Annotated in this window: 17 protein-coding genes; 5 read left to right on the top strand and 12 right to left on the bottom strand. The window is 63.3% G+C overall.

The window, feature by feature from the left end:
- The first annotated feature begins 329 nt into the window (after positions 1-329).
- Positions 330-644: a YhbY family RNA-binding protein gene (locus PSm6_RS06350; RefSeq protein ID WP_021222233.1), complete on the top strand. Its 315-nt coding sequence runs from the start codon at positions 330-332 to the stop codon at positions 642-644.
- Between the two features lie 27 nt (positions 645-671).
- On the opposite strand, the gene PSm6_RS06355 is transcribed toward PSm6_RS06350, so the two are convergent.
- The 8 genes from PSm6_RS06355 to grpE all read right to left on the bottom strand — a co-directional run bounded on the left by PSm6_RS06355 (position 672) and on the right by grpE (position 10,856).
- Entirely contained in the window at positions 672-1,097 is a 426-nt protein-coding gene (locus PSm6_RS06355) for a hypothetical protein (protein ID WP_043245232.1), read from the bottom strand.
- Positions 1,090-1,566 (bottom strand): transcription elongation factor GreA, encoded by a 477-nt coding sequence (gene greA / locus PSm6_RS06360; protein ID WP_031288836.1) that lies wholly within the window; start codon positions 1,564-1,566, stop codon positions 1,090-1,092. The genes PSm6_RS06355 and greA overlap by 8 nt, the downstream gene beginning before the upstream one ends.
- The gene (carB, locus tag PSm6_RS06365) at positions 1,563-4,784 is read right to left on the bottom strand and encodes a carbamoyl-phosphate synthase large subunit (protein WP_184491066.1); all 3,222 of its coding nucleotides are present in this window, start codon (positions 4,782-4,784) and stop codon (positions 1,563-1,565) included. The genes greA and carB overlap by 4 nt, the downstream gene beginning before the upstream one ends.
- A 36-nt stretch (positions 4,785-4,820) precedes the next feature.
- On the bottom strand, positions 4,821-5,957 hold the full coding sequence (gene carA / locus PSm6_RS06370; RefSeq protein WP_265169788.1) for a glutamine-hydrolyzing carbamoyl-phosphate synthase small subunit: 1,137 nt from the start codon (positions 5,955-5,957) through the stop codon (positions 4,821-4,823).
- A 184-nt stretch (positions 5,958-6,141) separates the two neighbouring features.
- Positions 6,142-6,948, bottom strand: coding sequence for a 4-hydroxy-tetrahydrodipicolinate reductase (gene dapB, locus PSm6_RS06375; protein ID WP_265169789.1), 807 nt, complete (start codon positions 6,946-6,948; stop codon positions 6,142-6,144).
- 77 nt (positions 6,949-7,025) lie between these two features.
- The gene (gene dnaJ / locus PSm6_RS06380) at positions 7,026-8,153 is read right to left on the bottom strand and encodes a molecular chaperone DnaJ (RefSeq protein ID WP_021222329.1); all 1,128 of its coding nucleotides are present in this window, start codon (positions 8,151-8,153) and stop codon (positions 7,026-7,028) included.
- A 122-nt stretch (positions 8,154-8,275) separates the two neighbouring features.
- Entirely contained in the window at positions 8,276-10,186 is a 1,911-nt protein-coding gene (gene dnaK / locus PSm6_RS06385; protein ID WP_021222330.1) for a molecular chaperone DnaK, read from the bottom strand.
- A gap of 100 nt (positions 10,187-10,286) precedes the next feature.
- Positions 10,287-10,856 (bottom strand): nucleotide exchange factor GrpE, encoded by a 570-nt coding sequence (grpE, locus tag PSm6_RS06390; protein ID WP_021222331.1) that lies wholly within the window; start codon positions 10,854-10,856, stop codon positions 10,287-10,289.
- A gap of 152 nt (positions 10,857-11,008) precedes the next feature.
- On the opposite strand from grpE, the gene recN reads away from it, so the two are divergent.
- Positions 11,009-12,682, top strand: a complete 1,674-nt coding sequence (gene recN, locus PSm6_RS06395) for a DNA repair protein RecN (RefSeq protein WP_021222332.1) — start codon at positions 11,009-11,011, stop codon at positions 12,680-12,682.
- Between the two features lie 70 nt (positions 12,683-12,752).
- Here recN and fur read toward each other — a convergent pair whose 3' ends face one another.
- Positions 12,753-13,157 (bottom strand): ferric iron uptake transcriptional regulator, encoded by a 405-nt coding sequence (gene fur / locus PSm6_RS06400; protein ID WP_021222333.1) that lies wholly within the window; start codon positions 13,155-13,157, stop codon positions 12,753-12,755.
- Positions 13,158-13,253: 96 nt separating this feature from the next.
- Between fur and PSm6_RS06405 the strand changes: the two genes are divergently transcribed.
- Positions 13,254-13,775 carry an outer membrane protein assembly factor BamE gene (locus PSm6_RS06405; protein ID WP_043245389.1) on the top strand — a complete coding sequence of 174 codons (522 nt, stop codon included), beginning with the start codon at positions 13,254-13,256 and terminating at the stop codon, positions 13,773-13,775.
- Between the two features lie 70 nt (positions 13,776-13,845).
- Here PSm6_RS06405 and PSm6_RS06410 read toward each other — a convergent pair whose 3' ends face one another.
- Both PSm6_RS06410 and PSm6_RS06415 read right to left on the bottom strand, forming a co-directional pair.
- Complete coding sequence (locus tag PSm6_RS06410) at positions 13,846-14,157, bottom strand: RnfH family protein (RefSeq protein WP_021222335.1); 312 nt, start codon at positions 14,155-14,157, stop codon at positions 13,846-13,848.
- Complete coding sequence (locus tag PSm6_RS06415; RefSeq protein WP_021222336.1) at positions 14,150-14,584, bottom strand: type II toxin-antitoxin system RatA family toxin; 435 nt, start codon at positions 14,582-14,584, stop codon at positions 14,150-14,152. The genes PSm6_RS06410 and PSm6_RS06415 overlap by 8 nt, the downstream gene beginning before the upstream one ends.
- A 151-nt stretch (positions 14,585-14,735) precedes the next feature.
- Here PSm6_RS06415 and smpB point away from each other — a divergent pair, with 151 nt between their 5' ends.
- Complete coding sequence (gene smpB, locus PSm6_RS06420) at positions 14,736-15,218, top strand: SsrA-binding protein SmpB (RefSeq protein ID WP_021222337.1); 483 nt, start codon at positions 14,736-14,738, stop codon at positions 15,216-15,218.
- A 45-nt stretch (positions 15,219-15,263) separates the two neighbouring features.
- On the opposite strand, the gene PSm6_RS06425 is transcribed toward smpB, so the two are convergent.
- Positions 15,264-16,031, bottom strand: a complete 768-nt coding sequence (locus PSm6_RS06425) for an FCD domain-containing protein (protein WP_043245388.1) — start codon at positions 16,029-16,031, stop codon at positions 15,264-15,266.
- A 316-nt stretch (positions 16,032-16,347) separates the two neighbouring features.
- Here PSm6_RS06425 and PSm6_RS06430 point away from each other — a divergent pair, with 316 nt between their 5' ends.
- Positions 16,348-18,033 (top strand): lactate permease LctP family transporter, encoded by a 1,686-nt coding sequence (locus PSm6_RS06430; protein ID WP_265169794.1) that lies wholly within the window; start codon positions 16,348-16,350, stop codon positions 18,031-18,033.
- Positions 18,034-18,175: the final 142 nt, after the last annotated feature.

Below are 18,175 nucleotides of genomic sequence, written 5' to 3' on the forward strand. Positions count from 1 at the left end.
ACGACAAAAGCCGCTTGCACGTCCACCCACTGCCAACTACCTCAACACCCGTAGGCGGACGTCGAGACAGATGCACCTCAAGCGCAGCGCCACGACCCTGCACCCGATATTGGGGCCATAACGAAAATCACAAGGCCCGCCGGAGACTTTCCCACCAAACCGAGGCTCCCGGGAAAGCCACACCTTCAGTGGAGACGCTCCAAACCAGCAACATGCTCTTTCAGCCAACGCTGACTAGTCTTGGAGCGGGCCACAGGAGACTCGCATTCGGCTGTGCGCCCCGAAGTCACTCGGGTAAACTGGCAGCCTTTTTTCGCAGGGGTCTGATTATGGCGCTCTCTCAGGAGCACAAGAAGCAATACAAATCTATCGGCCACCACCTGAAACCGGTATTGATCGTGGCTGAAAATGGTTTGACCGAAGGCGTGCTCGCCGAGCTGGATCGCGCACTCAACGATCACGAGCTGATCAAGGTGCAGTTCCGCATCACTGAGCGTGACGATCGCCGCGCGCTGATCGAAGAACTCTGCAGCACTGGAAAATGCGAGCTGGTCCAGATCATCGGCAAGATGGCGCTGGTCTATCGCCGCAACCCCAAGCCGAACCGCAACCTCTCCAATATCAGCCGCTACAGCGGGCTCTGATAGCCCAGGCTGATGCCCGTGGCGCGCTCAGCGCGCCCGAGCTTTATCACCCGGCACCGGCTGGATGACCAGCAAGGCGCCGCAAAATGCCAGCACCAGGTAGTTGAACGCCAACCAGCGCATGGCGCCGGGCTGCACCTGGTTCACCAGCATGAACACCACCGACATCGCCAGAACGGCTATCAGCAGCTGCCCACGGGAGTCACGCTGCAGACTGCGCACGCCTTCGATCTGGACCAGAACCACACCCTGAACCAGCACGCAGAAAGCAGTGAAGGCCACCAGCAACGGCGTGAGGCTGCGCGAGACCTCCTCCACCAGCAGTGGCGCAAGACCAACGCGCTCCAGGGTGGGTATCACGACGAAGTGCAAAAGCCAGAGGCCACCGACCCAGAATGTCTGGGCCAGCTGCCAACTGGCTGAAGCCGCGCGAAACCGCCGACGATCAGATATGACGGACCTCGACGATCTCGTACTCGATCAGGCCGCTCGGGGTTTTCACCACGACGATGTCGCCCTCTTCCTTACCTACCAGCGCACGGGCGATGGGCGAGCCCACCGACAGCTTGCCTTGCTTGATGTCGGCTTCGTCTTCACCAACGATCTGGTAGGTCACTGTCTCGTCGGTTTCCACGTTAGCGATATCCACCGTGGTGCCGAAGATCACCTTGCCGGTATGGGCGATGGTGGTGACGTCGATGATCACCGAGTTCTGCAGGCGCCCCTCGATGTCACGGATACGCGCCTCGACCATGCCTTGCTGCTCGCGCGCGGCGTGGTACTCGGCGTTCTCCTTGAGGTCGCCCAGCTCGCGCGCCTCACCGATGGCCTGGCTCAGTTGCGGGCGCATGACCTTGGTCAGATGCGCCAGCTCCTCTTCCAGGGCGCGAGCGCCCTGGACAGTCATGGGGTACTTGTTCATGCCTTGATCCCTGCATGCAGATCCTGCAGCCGGCGAACGGTCTTCTCGGGACCGAACTTGAGCGCTTCACAAACCGCCTGCCCCGCCGCGATGGTGGTGGTGCAGTAGATCTTGTGCTGCAGGGCGTTACGACGAATCGAGTAGGAGTCAGCAATCGACTGGCGCCCCTCGGTGGTGTTGATGATTAGGGTAACCTCATCGTTCTTGATCATGTCAACGACATGGGGACGACCCTCGGTCACCTTGTTGACGCGGCGCACCGGCAGGCCGGCAGCCTCGATCACCTTGGCGGTACCGGCGGTAGCGACCACTTCGAAGCCCAGCGCGACCAGGTCACGTGCCACCTGAACGGCTTCCGGCTTGTCGTCTTCGCGGACGCTGATGAACGCGCAACCGGAGTTCGGCAGAATCTCGCTGGCACCCAGCTGCGCCTTGGCGAAGGCCTCGCCGAAGCTGTCGCCTACGCCCATCACTTCACCGGTGGACTTCATTTCCGGGCCGAGGATCGGGTCGACGCCCGGGAACTTGGCGAACGGGAAGACTGCTTCCTTGACGCTGAAGAACGGCGGGATGATTTCTTCCTGGTAGCCGGCCTCGGCCAGGCTCTTGCCCGCCATGACGCGTGCAGCCACCTTGGCCAGGGACTCGCCAACGCACTTGGAGACGAACGGCACGGTACGGGAAGCACGCGGGTTCACTTCGATCACGAAGATGTCTTCGCCCTGCACGGCCATCTGCACGTTCATCAGGCCGACGACACCGAGCTCCAAGGCCATTTTCTTGACCTGGTCACGGATCTCGTCCTGGATGTGCTTGGGCAGCGAATACGGCGGCAGCGAGCAGGCGGAGTCACCGGAGTGCACGCCAGCCTGTTCGATGTGCTGCATGATCGCGCCGATCACGACGCTCTCGCCGTCGCTCACCGCATCCACGTCCACCTCGATGGCGCAGTTGAGGAAGCGATCCAGCAGCACCGGGCTGTCGTTGGAGACCTTCACCGCTTCACGCATGTAGCGCTTGAGCTCTTCTTCCTGGTAGACGATTTCCATCGCCCGGCCGCCCAGTACGTAGGACGGGCGCACCACCATCGGGTAGCCAATGTTCTTCGACAGGGCCAGGGCCTCGTCTTCGCTGCGGGCAGTGGCGTTGGCCGGCTGGCGCAGACCGAGACGCTGAACCATCTGCTGGAAGCGCTCGCGGTCCTCGGCACGGTCGATGGCCTCGGGGCTGGTACCGATGATCGGCACGCCGGCCTCTTCCAGGGCGCGGCAGATCTTCAGCGGAGTCTGGCCGCCGTACTGGACGATCACGCCCTTCGGCTGCTCGACACGGACGATTTCCAGCACGTCTTCCAGGGTCACCGGCTCGAAGTACAGGCGGTCGGAGGTGTCGTAGTCGGTGGAGACGGTTTCCGGGTTGCAGTTGACCATGATGGTCTCGTAACCGTCTTCACGCATGGCCAGTGCCGCGTGTACGCAGCAGTAGTCAAACTCGATGCCCTGGCCGATACGGTTGGGGCCACCACCGAGGATCATGATCTTCTCGCGGCTCGACGGGTTCGCCTCGCACTCTTCCTCATAGGTCGAGTACATGTAGGCGGTATCGGTAGCGAACTCAGCGGCGCAGGTGTCCACGCGCTTGTACACCGGCAGCACCTTGAGCTTGTGGCGATGGGCACGCAGGCTCTTCTCGGAAACACCGAGCAGCTTGGCCAGGCGCGCATCGGAGAAGCCCTTGCGCTTGAGCTTGAACATCAGGTCGCGGTCGATGGCGGACAGGCCGAGGGTCTGTACAGTCGCCTCATCCTTGATCAGGTCCTCGATCTGCACCAGGAACCACTCGTCGATACGGGTCAGCTCGAACACTTCGGCGATGGTCTTGCCGGCGCGGAAAGCGTCGGCCACGTACCAGATACGGTCGGCGCTGGGCACGGTCAGTTCGCGACGCAGGGTGCTTTCGGCTTCCGGGTCGTTCAGGTCCAGCTTCGGATCGAAACCGGCAACGCCGACTTCCAGACCGCGCAGGGCTTTCTGCATGGACTCCTGGAAGGTACGGCCGATGGCCATGACTTCACCGACGGACTTCATCTGGGTGGTCAGGCGGGCGTCGGCCTTTGGGAACTTCTCGAAGGCGAAGCGCGGCACCTTGGTGACCACGTAGTCGATGGCCGGCTCGAAGGACGCCGGGGTACGGCCGCCGGTGATGTCGTTGGACAGTTCGTCCAGGGTGTAGCCGACGGCCAGCTTGGCGGCGATCTTGGCGATCGGGAAGCCGGTGGCCTTGGAGGCCAGTGCCGACGAACGCGATACGCGCGGGTTCATCTCGATTACGACCATGCGGCCGGTGTTCGGGCAGATGCCGAACTGGACGTTGGAACCGCCGGTCTCGACGCCGATCTCGCGCAGCACGGCCAGGGAGGCGTTGCGCAGGATCTGGTATTCCTTGTCGGTCAGGGTCTGGGCCGGGGCCACGGTGATGGAGTCACCGGTGTGCACGCCCATCGGGTCGAAGTTCTCGATGGAGCAGACGATGATGCAGTTGTCCTTCTTGTCGCGGACCACCTCCATCTCGTATTCCTTCCAGCCGATCAGCGATTCGTCGATCAGCAGTTCGCTGGTCGGCGACAGATCCAGGCCGCGGGCGCAGATTTCCTCGAACTCTTCACGGTTGTAGGCGATGCCGCCGCCGGTGCCGCCCATGGTGAAGGACGGACGGATGATGCAGGGGAAGCCCACCTTCTCCAGCACGCCGTAGGCTTCTTCCATGTTGTGGGCAATGCCGGAAACCGGACAGGCCAGGCCGATGTCCTTCATGGCCTTGTCGAAGCGCGAGCGGTCTTCGGCCTTGTCGATGGTGTCGGCGTTGGCACCGATCATCTCGACGCCGAACTTCTCCAGCACGCCGTGCTTTTCCAGGTCCAGCGCGCAGTTCAGCGCGGTCTGGCCACCCATGGTCGGCAGCAGTGCGTCGGGGCGCTCCTTCTCGATGATCTTGGCCACGGTGGCCCACTTGATCGGCTCGATGTAGGTGGCGTCGGCCATGGCCGGGTCGGTCATGATGGTGGCCGGGTTGGAGTTCACCAAGATGACGCGGTAACCCTCTTCCTTCAGGGCCTTGCAGGCCTGAGCGCCGGAGTAGTCGAACTCGCAGGCCTGGCCGATGACGATCGGGCCGGCGCCGAGGATCAGGATGCTTTTGATATCTGTACGTTTAGGCATTTTTACTCACTCGAATCCTTGGGTCAGTCGGCAGGCTTAGCGGCGCTTGGCCATGGCTTCGATGAAGCGGTCGAACAGCGGGGCCACATCGTGGGGGCCGGGGCTCGCCTCCGGGTGTCCCTGGAAGCTGAAGGCTTCCTTATCGGTACGTTCGATACCCTGCAGGGTGCCGTCGAACAGCGACTTGTGGATGGGGCGGACATTGGCCGGCAGGCTGGTCTCGTCCACGGCGAAACCGTGGTTCTGGCTGGTAATCATGACCACGCCGCTGTCCAAGTCCTGGACGGGGTGGTTGGCACCATGGTGGCCGTGGCCCATCTTCAGGGTCTTGGCGCCGGACGCCAGGGCCAGCAACTGGTGGCCGAGGCAGATGCCGAAGACCGGAATCTCGGTCTCGAGGATTTCCTTGATCGCCGCGATGGCGTAGTCGCAGGGCTCGGGGTCGCCAGGGCCGTTGGACAGGAACACGCCATCGGGATCCAGTGCCAGCACTTCGCTGGCCGGGGTCTGCGCGGGGACCACGGTCAGGCGGCAGCCACGGTCGACCAGCATGCGCAGGATGTTCAGCTTCACGCCGTAGTCGAACGCCACCACGTGGTAGGGCAGTTCGCTGGCGGGGATTTCCGGGTGGCTGTCGGTTTTCAGGTCCCAGATGCCGGAGCGCCACTCATAGCGCTCGGTGCAGCTGACCACCTTGGCCAGGTCCATGCCCTTCAGGCCAGGGAAGCTGCGCGCCAGTTCCAGCGCCTTCTCGGCAGTGGCGCCTTCACCGGTGAGGATGCAGCCGTTCTGCGAACCTTTCTCGCGCAGGATGCGGGTCAGGCGGCGGGTATCGATACCGGCGATGGCGACGGTGCCATTGGCTTCCAGGTAGTCGGGCAGCGATTGCTTGTTACGCCAGTTGCTGGCCAGCAGCGGCAGATCACGGATGATCAGGCCGGCAGCCCAGACGCGATCGGACTCGGCGTCTTCCGGCGTGGTGCCGGTGTTGCCGATATGGGGATAGGTCAGGGTAACGATTTGCTGGGCATAGGAAGGATCGGTGAGGATTTCCTGGTAGCCGGTCATGGCGGTGTTGAACACCACCTCTCCGATGGTCTGGCCGTCGGCCCCGATGGATTCACCGAGGAAAATGCTGCCGTCGGCAAGCGCGAGTATGGCTGGCTTAGTCAAGAAGACCTCCCGTAGATCAAGGCTGAAGCAAACGCAGGTTGTAAAAAAGCGGGATGACGTTTTGAACCGTCACCCCGCTTTTTTATCTGAGCCATTCTGCGTAACTTTTAGTGGACACACTAAAGCTGCAGCTTACAGGAAAGGCCTTTTACGGTCCACCGTGGAGTAGGACCTTTCGGCAGTCTCAGCGCAGGCCGAGCACATCCTGCATATCGTAGAGGCCCGCTTCCCGCCCTTCCAGCCAAGCGGCCGCGCGAACCGCGCCACGGGCGAAGGTCATGCGGCTCGAGGCCTTGTGGGTGATCTCCACGCGCTCGCCATCGGCGGCGAACAGCACAGTGTGGTCACCGACCACATCGCCGGCGCGCACGGTGGCGAAACCGATGGTTTCGCGCGGACGGGCACCGGTCTGACCCTCGCGACCGTAAACGGCCACTTTTTCCAGATCACGACCCAATGCACTGGCGACGACCTCACCCATGCGCAGCGCGGTGCCGGACGGCGCATCCACCTTGTGGCGGTGGTGGGCTTCGATGATCTCGATATCCACATCGTCACCCAGCACCCGGGCGGCCGTGTCGAGCAGCTTCAGGCAGAGGTTCACGCCCACGCTGTAGTTGGCAGCGAAGACGATCGGGATCTCCTTTGCCGCAACGCCCAGCAGCTCCTTTTCCTGAGCACTGAAACCGGTGGTGCCGATGACCATGGCCTTGCCGGCCTTGCGGCAGACTTCCAGGTTCTTCAGGGTCACGGTCGGGTGGGTGAAGTCGATCAGCACGTCGAACTCGTCGACCACCTTGGCCAGGTCGCCCGACAGCGGCACACCGATACGGCCCAGGCCGGCCAGCTCGCCGGCATCGGCACCCACCAGGGTGCTGTCCGGGCGATCGATCGCCGCGGTCAGGCCAGCGCTACCGCCGGTCTGCTGCACCGCTTCGATCAGGATCTTGCCCATGCGCCCAGCGGCGCCCATCACTGCAATACGTCGCATAACCAAAGCTCCAAGCTGCAAGCCCCGAGCCGCAGGCGCCGCTCCTGGAGCCTGCGCCTGCAGTTGGGGCCGGGATATCAAAGATCGCCGAAGAAGCGCTTCATGCCTTCGAACCAGCTGCTGGCCTTGGGCGAGTGGGAGCCGTCGTTCTGCAGGCTCTTGCGGAACTCCTCGAGGAGCTCGCGCTGGCGCTTATCGAGGTTCACCGGCGTTTCGACCACCACGCGGCACATCAGGTCGCCCGCACCACCACCGCGCACCGGGGCCACGCCCTTGCCGCGCAGGCGGAACAATTTGCCGGTCTGGGTCGCCTCGGGGATCTTCAGCTTCACACGACCGTCGAGGGTCGGCACTTCCAGCTCACCACCCAGGGCGGCGTCGGCGAAGCTGATCGGCACTTCGCAATAGAGGTGCTTGCCGTCGCGCTGGAAGATCGGGTGCTCGCGCACATTGACCACGACATAGAGATCACCAGCCGGGCCGCCCATTGCGCCCGCTTCGCCTTCGCCCGAAAGACGGATGCGATCGCCGGTATCGACGCCAGCCGGCACTTTCACCGACAGGGTCTTGTGCTCTTCCACACGCCCCTGGCCGTGGCAGCTGCCACAGGGGTCGGAAATCATCTTGCCGGTGCCATGGCAACGCGGGCAGGTCTGCTGCACCGAGAAGAAGCCCTGCTGCATCCGCACCTGGCCGATGCCGCCACAGGTGGTGCAGGTCACCGGGCTGGTGCCCTTCTTGGCGCCGGAGCCTTCACAGGTCTTGCAGTTGACCAGGGTCGGCACGCGAATGGTGACGGTGGTACCGCGAACCGCTTCTTCCAGGTCCAGCTCCAGGGTGTAGCGCAGATCGCTGCCACGCTGGGCACCGCCACGCTGACCGCCGCGCTGGCCGCCGAAGAAGTCGCTGAACACGTCGCCAAAGATGTCGGAGAAGCTGGCGCCGCCGAAGCCTGCGCCACCACCTGCCCCCATCTGCGGATCGACGCCGGCGTGGCCGTACTGGTCGTACGCGGCACGCTTGCTGGCGTCGGAGAGCACTTCGTAGGCCTCGTTGGCCTCCTTGAATTTCTCTTCAGCCGCCTTGTCGTCCGGATTGCGGTCCGGGTGGTATTTCATGGCCAGACGACGATAAGCCTTCTTCAGCTCAGCCTCGCTGGCGCCCCGCTCGACACCGAGGATTTCGTAAAAGTCACGTTTAGCCATTGGTTCTCACACTCTTCAAATTTTGCGCCCTCCAGACACGCCGACGCGGGAGCAAGCTCCCGCGCGGCGCATCAACCTGCGGGGCCAGGCCCCGCAGGCAGGAGAGCAAGCAAGCCTGATGCTTACTTGTTGTCCTTGACCTCTTCGAACTCGGCGTCGACGGCATCGTCGGATGCCTTGTCGTCGCCGGCCGGAGCACCTTCGCCAGCCTGGGGCTGTTCGGCGTACATCTTCTGCGCCAGCGGAGTGGAAGCCTGGGACAGGGCATTCATCTTGGCTTCGATCTCGGCCTTGTCGTCGCCCTTGACAGCAACTTCCAGCTCACCCAGCGCCTTCTCGATGGCAGCCTTCTCGTCGGCAGTGGCCTTGTCGCCAGCCTCGGTGACCATCTTGCGGGTCGCATGGACCAACGCATCACCCTGGTTACGGGCGGCGGCCAGCTCCTCGAACTTGCGATCCTCCTCGGCATTGGCCTCGGCGTCACGCACCATCTGCTGGATTTCGTCCTCGGACAGGCCGGAGTTGGCCTTGATCACGATGGACTGCTGCTTGCCGGTGGCCTTGTCCTTGGCGGACACGTGCAGGATGCCGTTGGCGTCGATGTCGAAGGTCACCTCGACCTGCGGCACACCACGGGGCGCCGGCGGAATCTCGGCCAGGTCGAACTTGCCCAGGGACTTGTTCTGCGCGGCCTGCTTGCGCTCGCCCTGCAGCACGTGAATGGTCACGGCGGACTGGTTGTCGTCGGCGGTCGAGAACACCTGCGACTTCTTGGTCGGGATGGTGGTGTTCTTCTCGATCAGCGCGGTCATCACGCCACCCAGGGTTTCGATACCCAGGGTCAGCGGGGAAACGTCGAGCAGCAGCACGTCCTTCACATCGCCGGACAATACGGCGCCCTGGATGGCGGCACCGATGGCCACGGCTTCGTCCGGGTTGACGTCCTTACGCGCTTCCTTGCCGAAGAAATCGGCAACCTGCTTCTGCACCAGCGGCATGCGGGTCTGGCCGCCGACCAGAATCACTTCGTGGATATCACCCACATCCAGGCCAGCATCCTTCAGCGCGATACGGCACGGCTCGATGGTACGAGCGACCAGGTCTTCGACCAGGGCTTCCAGCTTGGCGCGGGAAATCTTCACGTTCAGGTGCTTCGGACCGGTCTGGTCTGCAGTGATGTACGGCAGGTTGACGTCGGTCTGCTGGCTGGAGGACAGCTCGATCTTGGCCTTCTCGGCAGCCTCTTTCAGGCGCTGCATGGCCAGGGGATCGCCCTTCAGGTCCATGCCGGACTCTTTCTTGAACTCGTCGACGAGGTAGTCGATCAGGCGGATGTCGAAGTCCTCACCACCCAGGAAGGTGTCGCCGTTGGTGGCCAGAACCTCGAACTGGTGCTCGCCGTCGACTTCGGCGATCTCGATCACCGACACGTCGAAGGTACCGCCGCCCAGGTCATAGACGATCACGGTGTGGTCGCCCTTGGCCTTGTCCATGCCATAGGCCAGCGCAGCCGCAGTCGGTTCGTTGATGATGCGTTTGACGTCCAGACCGGCGATACGACCGGCGTCCTTGGTAGCCTGGCGCTGGCTGTCGTTGAAGTAGGCCGGAACGGTGATCACCGCTTCGGTCACGGTCTCGCCGAGGTAGTCTTCGGCGGTTTTCTTCATCTTCTTCAGCACTTCTGCGGAAATCTGCGGCGGTGCCATCTTCTGGCCCTTCACTTCGACCCAGGCGTCACCGTTGTCGGCCTTGGCGATCTTGTAGGGAACCATCTTGATGTCTTTCTGCACGACGTCTTCTTCGAAGCGACGACCGATCAGGCGCTTCACGGCGTACAGGGTGTTGTGCGGGTTGGTTACCGCCTGGCGCTTGGCGGACTGGCCGACAAGGATCTCGCCATCGTTGGTGTAAGCGATGATCGACGGGGTGGTACGAGTGCCTTCGGCGTTCTCGATCACCTTGACGTTACCGTTCTCCAGGATAGCCACGCAGGAGTTGGTGGTCCCCAGGTCGATACCGATGATTTTGCCCATATTCTCTCTCCCGAAACTTTGGATTTGCCGAGACCCCGTTTCACTGGCCGCGGCAGCATAAAAACGCTTGAACTAACAAATGGGGGCCGGAGGCCGGATTTCAAGCCTGCTCGTCGATGGACGGCGGCGCTTCACTCGGAGCCTTGCTGACCACCACCATGGCGGGGCGCAGCAGGCGACCGTTCAGCAGGTAGCCCTTCTGGAACACCTTCAGCACGCTGCCGGGCTCCACGTGGGTGCTTTCCTGCATTGCCATGGCCTGGTGGTGCTCCGGGTTGAACGGCGCACCGTGCGGGTCGACCGCTTCCAGCTGGTAGCGCTTGAGGGTGTCGTGGAACAGCTTGAGAGTCAGTTCCATGCCCTCACGCACCGGCTTGATCGACTCGTCATCGGCCGCGGTCAGCTCCAGACCACGCTCGAGGCTGTCCACCACCGGCAGCAGGTCATTGGCGAATTTTTCCAGCGCGAACTTGTGCGCCTTTTCCACATCCTGCTCTGCACGGCGGCGGATGTTCTGCAATTCGGCGGCAACGCGCAGGGACTGATCCTGGGCGGCAGCCAGTTGCTCTTCCAGCGTCTGCACACGAACCGCCAGATCGTCGCCAGCGGCGCCTTCGGCAGCAGCGTTCGCTTCAGGGTTCTGATTATCCAGGGTCTGTTCGTCAGCCATGCGTTCCTCCTTTCAAAAACGGGCCGGGGCATAACCCGGCGATCTGTCCGCCTATATGGGGTCGCAATTTGTCGGTTCAAGGGGGAGGGGTGATTGTCAGGCGGAAAACAAACACTGTATAAATACCCAGCCATCGCCCTGGGAGTGCCGCCATGCTGGTCCACCTTTCCGTTCACAACTACGCCATCGTCGAACACCTCGATCTCGAACTCGCCGGCGGCATGTCGGTGATCACCGGCGAGACCGGTGCAGGCAAGTCGATCATGCTCGACGCACTCGGCCTGACCCTGGGCGACCGCGCCGACAGCGGCGTAGTGCGCCCCGGCGCGGACAAGGCCGACATCCTCGCCAGCTTCGACCTCCACGACATCCCCGAGGCCCGCACCTGGCTCGCCGAGCGCGACCTGGACAACGACGGCCCCTGCATCCTGCGCCGGGTCATCACCGCCGAAGGCCGCTCGCGCGCCTATATAAATGGCACCCCCTGCCCCCAGGGCGACCTCAAGACCCTCGGCGAGCTGCTGATCGACATCCACAGCCAGCACGAGCACCAGTCCCTGCTCAAGCTCGACACCCACCGCCGCCTGCTCGACGAATTCGCCAGCGCCAGCGAACTGGCCCGCCAGGTCCAGCTCGCCGCGCAGCGCTGGAAGCAGACCCGCCAGGAGCTGGAGCGCCTGTCCCGCAGCGGCGAAGAACAGCGCGCCCGCCACCAGTTGCTCAGCTACCAGTTGGAGGAACTGGAAAACCTCGCCCTCGGCGAATCCGAACTCGATCAGCTGGAGCAGGAGCACAAGAACCTCTCCAACGCCGAGAGCCTGCTCGCCGGCTGCCGCCAGGTGCTGGACATGTGCAGCGAAAGCGATGCGGGCAACGTACTCAGCGCCCTCACCTCCAGCCTCAACCGCCTCACCGCCTTCAACACCCAGCAGGGCGCCATCGCCGAAGCCGTCAACCTGCTGGCCAGCGCCCAGATCCAGGTGGAGGAAGCGGTTGGCGAGATCAACCGCTTCATCGACCACTTCGACGCCGACCCTCAGCGCCAGCAGCAACTGGAAGAGCGCCTCGACAGCATCTATACGCTGGCACGCAAGCACCGCGTACACCCGAGCGAGCTGGCCAACCTGCAGCAATCCCTACTGGAAGAGATCGAAGCCCTGAATGCGGACGACGAAGCCGTCGAGCGCCTGACCGAAGAACTCGAGTCCTACACCCGTCACTACCAGACCAAGGCGGCGGAGCTGAGCAAACTGCGCGGCAAATCCGCCGGCAAGCTGGCCAAGGCCGTAGAGGTGGAAATGCAGCGTCTGGGCATGCCCGGCGGGCGCTTCACCGTCGAGCTGCACCCGTTGCCGGCACAGGATCCGCAGGCCAACGGCATGGAGCAGGTCGAGTTCCTGGTCAGCGCCAACCCCGGCCAACCCCTCAAGGCACTGGCGAAGGTCGCCTCGGGTGGCGAACTCTCGCGTATCAGCTTGGCCATCCAGGTGATCACCGCCCAGACCTCACGGGTACCGACCCTGGTCTTCGACGAAGTGGACGTGGGCATCGGCGGCCCCACCGCCGAAGTGGTCGGGCAACTGCTGCGCCGCCTCGGCGAGCGCGGCCAAGTGCTCACCGTCACCCACTTGCCGCAGGTAGCAGCACAGGGTCACAACCACCTGTTCGTGCACAAGCTGCGCGGCAGCAAGGAAACCCGCACCGCCGTCTCCAACCTCACCGAAGCCGCGCGCATCGAGGAGATCGCGCGCATGCTTGGCGGACTCGACCTCACCGACGAATCCATCGCCCACGCCAGGAAAATGATCACCAGCGCCCAGGGCTGACTTCCCAATGCGCGAAAACGAAGAAGGCGACCCGAGGGTCGCCTTCTTTCGTTTCTGGCTGGCAGCGCGCTTATTTTTTCTTGCGCACGTACAGCACCAGATTGTGATCGACCAGCTCGAAGCCATGCTCCTTGACGATCTCTTTCTGGCGTTTCTCGATCTCGGTATCGAAGAACTCGATCACTTCACCGCTATCGACACAGACCATATGGTCGTGGTGGCCGCCGTCGGCCAGCTCGAAGACGGCGTGGCCGCCATCGAAGTTGTGGCGCACCACGAGACCGGCAGCCTCGAATTGGGTCAGCACGCGGTAGACAGTCGCCAACCCCACGTCCTCACCCGCCTCCATCAGTGCCTTGTAGACATCTTCGGCACTCATGTGGCGCTGCTCGGTGGAGTCAAGCATCTGCAGGATCTTGACTCGAGGCAGGGTCACCTTGAGGCCGGCTTTGCGAAGTTCGTTATTTTCAACCATGGTCAGCTTTCTCGTGGACGCTGCTTCGCAGCTTCCCTTAATGCGGGTATGATCGGATTTTCGTTGCCCAGCCAAGATAGTGGAAGTCACCCACCGATGCAAAACACCAAGCTCTTGCTGACCAGCCTCACCTTCGCAGGTCTGGTCGCACTCGCCGGCTGTTCATTCCCCGGGGTTTACAAAATCGACATCCAGCAGGGCAATGTCGTGACGCAGGACATGATAGACCAGTTGAAGCCCGGAATGACCCGGCGACAAGTGAGGTTTATCATGGGCAACCCGCTGATCACCGACACCTTCCACGCCAACCGTTGGGATTACCTCTACAGCATCCAGCCCGGCGGCGGTGAGCGCCAGCAGGAGCGCGTCAGCCTGGTGTTCGACGGCAGCGACCAACTGGTCGGCCTGGCCGGTGACTTCATGCCTGGCGTGAGCCGCGACGAAGCCATTCTCGGCAGCGACGGCAGCACCGAAGTGAAGAGCGAGAAGCCTGCCCAGCAACAGCAGGAAGAGAAGCCGAAGCCCGGCTCGCTGCTCGAGCAGATCCAGAAGGAAGTGGACCAGGTGGAAACCGTACCGGTGCCCACGCCCGAGCCGCTGGAAACCTCGCCGCAGTAATCACTGCGCAGAAAAAAGCCCGGACTGGTTCCGGGCTTTTTCATGGGCGCCTGTTATGCAATCCGCCGCCTTATTCCTCTCCCGACCGCGTCTGGGCGGCACGGGCCGCGCGGAGCTTGCGCACTTCCTTCGGGTCGGCGAGCAGCGGGCGGTAGATCTCGATGCGATCCCCCTCCTCCAGCACACGCGACTCGGGATTGGCCAGCGCCTTGCCAAAAATTCCCAGCGGGCAGGTGGCCAGATCCAGCTCGGGGAACTCCGCCGCCAGCCCTGACGCCATCACTGCCGCACGCGCCGTAGCGCCCACGGCCACCTCCAGGCTCAGCAAGCGCTGACGATCGGCCAGCGCACAGACGACTTCGATACCGATCGACTCAGCCATGAAGCTGCTTGGCCCGCTGACAGAAAGCGTCGACCAGGGTATTCGCGGCCTGATTGAACAGCGGCCCGAGGGTCGCCTTGACGATGGGGCCGGCGTAGTCGAACGACAGATCCAGGCTGATCTTGCAGGCCTTCTCGCCCAGCGCCTTGAAGTTCCACACGCCGTGCAGCTCGCTGAATGGGCCTTCTTCCAGGTTCATTTCGATCACCTGCCCCGGTACCAGCCGGTTGCGGGTGACGAAGCGCTGACTGAGCCCGCCCTTGGCCACACCGAGGCTGGCGACCATCTCGGTTTCGCTCACTTCCAGCACTTCGCTGGAGGAGCACCAGGGCAGGAACTCGGGGTATCTCGCCACGTCGTTGACCAGATCGTAGAGCGCCTGCGCAGGGTACGGCAGCAGAGCGGAGCGCTGGATATGGGTGGTCATCTGGGCCTCTGAACGTCGGTCAGTCGGCTGCGCCGGAGCGAGCAACACGGCTGGTCAAAAAAAGAGCGCGCATTGTCAGGGATTCACCCCTCGCGCTCAAGCCTACGCCGCCGTAGCGGCCTCGCCTGGGACTCCCTATAATGCCGCGCCTATGGCTAAGCAAAAGAAACATCCCCAAGGCACCATCGCGCAGAACAAGAAGGCTCTGCATGACTACTTCGTCGAACAGCGCTTCGAGGCCGGCATGGCTCTCGCAGGCTGGGAGGTCAAGAGTCTGCGCGCCGGCAAAGCCCAACTGGTGGACAGCTACGTGTTGCTCAAGGACGGCGAAGCCTGGTTGCTCGGCAGCCACTTCACGCCCCTGAAAACCGCCAGCACCCACGTGATCGCCGACCCGGTCCGTACGCGCAAACTGCTGCTGCACAAGCGCGAACTGAGCAAGCTGATCGGCGCGGTCCAGCAGAAGGGTTATGCCTGCGTGGCACTGTCGCTCTACTGGAAGGCCCACCTGGTCAAGTGCGAGATCGCACTGGTCAAGGGCAAGAAGGAATTCGACAAGCGCGCCACCGAGAAGGAGCGCGACTCCGATCGCGAGATCGCCCGCGTCATGCGCACCAAAGGCAAGGAAGACTGAGCGCCGACCCACGCCGGTCGCCGCTCCAGCCGCAAGGCTGATGCTTCAGATTCCCTGCCTGCGTTGCGCGCGTTCCATCCGTAGCGCTTCCAGCTGCCCTTCCGCCAAGACCTCCTGCACGTAATCGATGTGCTGGTGCGAGATTTCCCGCGCCTCCTCGGCACGTCGCTCGACGATCGCCTCGAACAACGCCCGGTGCTGCCTCATCAGCATGTCGCGGGTCTCGCCGCGCTGCAGGTACATGCCTCCAATATTGGTGACCACGTTGTGCTTGAGCAGTTCGAACAAGCCGCGGATGGTGTGCAGCAGCACGGCGTTGTGGCTGGCTTCGGCGATCGCCAGGTGGAAGCGCGCATCGGCGGCACCCTCCTCTTCCCGGGTCGCCTTGCTGCCGGGCGTGTAGCAGGCCTGCAGCGTCTCGAAGGCTTCGCGCAGGCGTTCGTGATCGACCGAGGTCGCGCGCTGCGCCGCATAGAAGGCGCATGAACCCTCCAGCGTGTGGCGGAACTCCAGCAGGTCGCGCTGGGCATCCGGGTTGCCTTCCAGCAGCGACAGCAACGGATCGCTGAAGGTGGAGCCCAGCTCGGCGGACACATAGTTGCCGCCGCCCTGGCGGCTGATCAGCAAACCCTTGGCCACCAGCTTCTGGATCGCCTCGCGCAGCGACGGCCGGGACACCCCGAACTGCTCCGCCAGCAGGCGTTCCGCAGGCAGCCGCTCACCGGCCTTCAGGGTACCTTCGAGGATCATCGACTCCAGGTGACTGACGATGTCATCCGACAGACGGCGCTGACGCACCTGACCAAATCCCATACCCCTCCCGCCTCTTTTCCACAGCCCATCCGGGCAGTCTGGCGCGGTAGCCCGCGCATATCCGGCGGCAGCCTAACCAGCCCCCGTCCGGCGCACAAGAAAAGCCCGATCACAACCCTCTCGACCAAAGTTGTAGGACAGGAAATTGACATGCGCACGGTAAGACTTTTACCCTGAGCCGTCGATTTTGTAAATTGGTATTACCAATTTCGACGAAGTACGCCAGATCCGGCCAATGCCTGCTGCAACGCCAAAAGCGTCGCGCCTACCCGGACGGCCCACAGGCACTCCAAAAACAATTACGGAGCCAACCACCATGCAAGCATGGCAACAGATCTACACCCCTCTCGGCAGCCTCGGCCTGTCCGCTGCCGTCGCCGTGATCCCGATCGTGTTCTTCTTCCTCGCCCTCGCCGTGTTCCGCCTCAAGGGTCACATCGCCGGCACCATTACCCTGGCGCTGGCACTTGCCGTTGCCATCTTCGCCTTCAACATGCCCGCCGACATGGCCTTCGCCGCGGCCGGCTACGGTTTCGCCTACGGCCTCTGGCCGATCGCCTGGATCATCGTCGCGGCGGTGTTCCTCTACAAACTCACGGTCAAGAGCGGCCAGTTCGAAGTGATCCGCAGCTCGGTGCTGTCGATCACCGGTGACCAGCGCCTGCAGGTGCTGCTGATCGGCTTCTCCTTCGGCGCCTTCCTCGAAGGTGCGGCCGGCTTCGGCGCCCCCGTGGCCATCACCGCCGCGCTGCTGGTGGGCCTGGGCTTCAACCCGCTCTACGCCGCCGGCCTGTGCCTGATCGCCAACACCGCACCGGTGGCCTTCGGCGCCCTGGGCATCCCGATCATCGTCGCGGGCCAGGTCACCGGCATCGACGCGTTCAAGATCGGCGCCATGACCGGCCGCCAACTGCCCTTCCTGTCGATCCTCGTGCCCTTCTGGTTGGTGGCGATGATGGACGGCTGGCGCGGCGTGAAGGAAACCTGGCCCGCCGCCCTGGTGGCCGGCGGCAGCTTCGCCATCACCCAGTACTTCACCTCCAACTTCATCGGCCCGGAGCTGCCGGACATCACCTCCGCCCTGGTCAGCCTGGTATCCCTGACCCTGTTCCTCAAGGTCTGGCAGCCCGCCAGCGCGCGGAGCACCGAAGTGGCCGGCGTATCCGGCGGCGCAGCGGTTCTCGGCGGCTTCGGCGGCCCGCGCAGCACCGAGCCTTCGCCCTACAGCTTCGGCGAGATCCTCAAGGCCTGGTCGCCCTTCCTGATCCTCACCGTGCTGGTGACCATCTGGACCCTCAAGCCCTTCAAGGCGATGTTCGCCCCGGGTGGCGCGCTGGAGCAGTTCGTCTTCATGTTCGCCATCCCGCACCTGGACCAGTTGGTCCTCAAAGGCGCGCCCATCGTCGCGGCCACCACGGCCATGCCGGCAGTGTTCAAGCTGGACCCGATCTCCGCCACCGGCACCGCGATCTTCTTCTCCGCGCTGCTGTCGATGCTGGTACTCAAGGTCAATGTTAAAAATGGTCTGACCACTTTTGGCGAAACCCTGGTCGAGCTGAAGTGGCCGATCCTCTCCATCGGCATGGTGCTGGCCTTCGCCTTCGTCACCAACTACTCGGGCATGTCCACCACCCTGGCGCTGGTCCTCGCCGGCACCGGTGCGGCCTTCCCGTTCTTCTCGCCCTTCCTTGGCTGGCTGGGGGTCTTCCTGACCGGCTCGGACACCTCGTCCAACGCACTGTTCAGCTCCCTGCAATCCACCACTGCGCACCAGATCGGCGTCAACGACACCCTGCTGGTGGCCGCCAACACCAGCGGCGGCGTGACCGGCAAGATGATCTCGCCGCAGTCCATCGCCGTGGCCTGCGCCGCCACCGGGATGGTCGGCAAGGAATCGGACCTGTTCCGCTTCACCCTGAAGCACAGCCTGATCTTCGCCGCCTTCGTCGGCCTGATCACCCTGGCGCAGGCCTATGTCTTCACCGGCATGCTGGTCCACTGACCGTGCCCTGATCGGCTGCGCGTCGGCGATACGGCGTTGGAAATGGCCTCGGAGATGCTCACCTACAGTCGTAGGCTCCGCTCCCTCGGCCATTTCCGCCTTGTCTCGCTCTAGCTCGCTCGCCCCTCGCAACGTGCCACGC

The organism is Pseudomonas solani, assembly GCF_026072635.1.
Taxonomy (GTDB): domain Bacteria; phylum Pseudomonadota; class Gammaproteobacteria; order Pseudomonadales; family Pseudomonadaceae; genus Metapseudomonas; species Metapseudomonas solani.

Bases quoted from the DNA above. Each gene is read 5' to 3' on its own strand.
- PSm6_RS06350 (WP_021222233.1), top strand. From the start codon at position 330: ATGGCGCTCTCTCAGGAGCACAAGAAGCAATACAAATCTATCGGCCAC.
- greA (WP_031288836.1), bottom strand. From the start codon at position 1,566: ATGAACAAGTACCCCATGACTGTCCAGGGCGCTCGCGCCCTGGAAGAG.
- carB (WP_184491066.1), bottom strand. From the start codon at position 4,784: ATGCCTAAACGTACAGATATCAAAAGCATCCTGATCCTCGGCGCCGGC.
- dapB (WP_265169789.1), bottom strand. From the start codon at position 6,948: ATGCGACGTATTGCAGTGATGGGCGCCGCTGGGCGCATGGGCAAGATC.
- dnaJ (WP_021222329.1), bottom strand. From the start codon at position 8,153: ATGGCTAAACGTGACTTTTACGAAATCCTCGGTGTCGAGCGGGGCGCC.
- dnaK (WP_021222330.1), bottom strand. From the start codon at position 10,186: ATGGGCAAAATCATCGGTATCGACCTGGGGACCACCAACTCCTGCGTG.
- grpE (WP_021222331.1), bottom strand. From the start codon at position 10,856: ATGGCTGACGAACAGACCCTGGATAATCAGAACCCTGAAGCGAACGCT.
- recN (WP_021222332.1), top strand. From the start codon at position 11,009: ATGCTGGTCCACCTTTCCGTTCACAACTACGCCATCGTCGAACACCTC.
- fur (WP_021222333.1), bottom strand. From the start codon at position 13,157: ATGGTTGAAAATAACGAACTTCGCAAAGCCGGCCTCAAGGTGACCCTG.
- PSm6_RS06405 (WP_043245389.1), top strand. From the start codon at position 13,254: ATGCAAAACACCAAGCTCTTGCTGACCAGCCTCACCTTCGCAGGTCTG.
- PSm6_RS06410 (WP_021222335.1), bottom strand. From the start codon at position 14,157: ATGGCTGAGTCGATCGGTATCGAAGTCGTCTGTGCGCTGGCCGATCGT.
- PSm6_RS06415 (WP_021222336.1), bottom strand. From the start codon at position 14,584: ATGACCACCCATATCCAGCGCTCCGCTCTGCTGCCGTACCCTGCGCAG.
- smpB (WP_021222337.1), top strand. From the start codon at position 14,736: ATGGCTAAGCAAAAGAAACATCCCCAAGGCACCATCGCGCAGAACAAG.
- PSm6_RS06425 (WP_043245388.1), bottom strand. From the start codon at position 16,031: ATGGGATTTGGTCAGGTGCGTCAGCGCCGTCTGTCGGATGACATCGTC.
- PSm6_RS06430 (WP_265169794.1), top strand. From the start codon at position 16,348: ATGCAAGCATGGCAACAGATCTACACCCCTCTCGGCAGCCTCGGCCTG.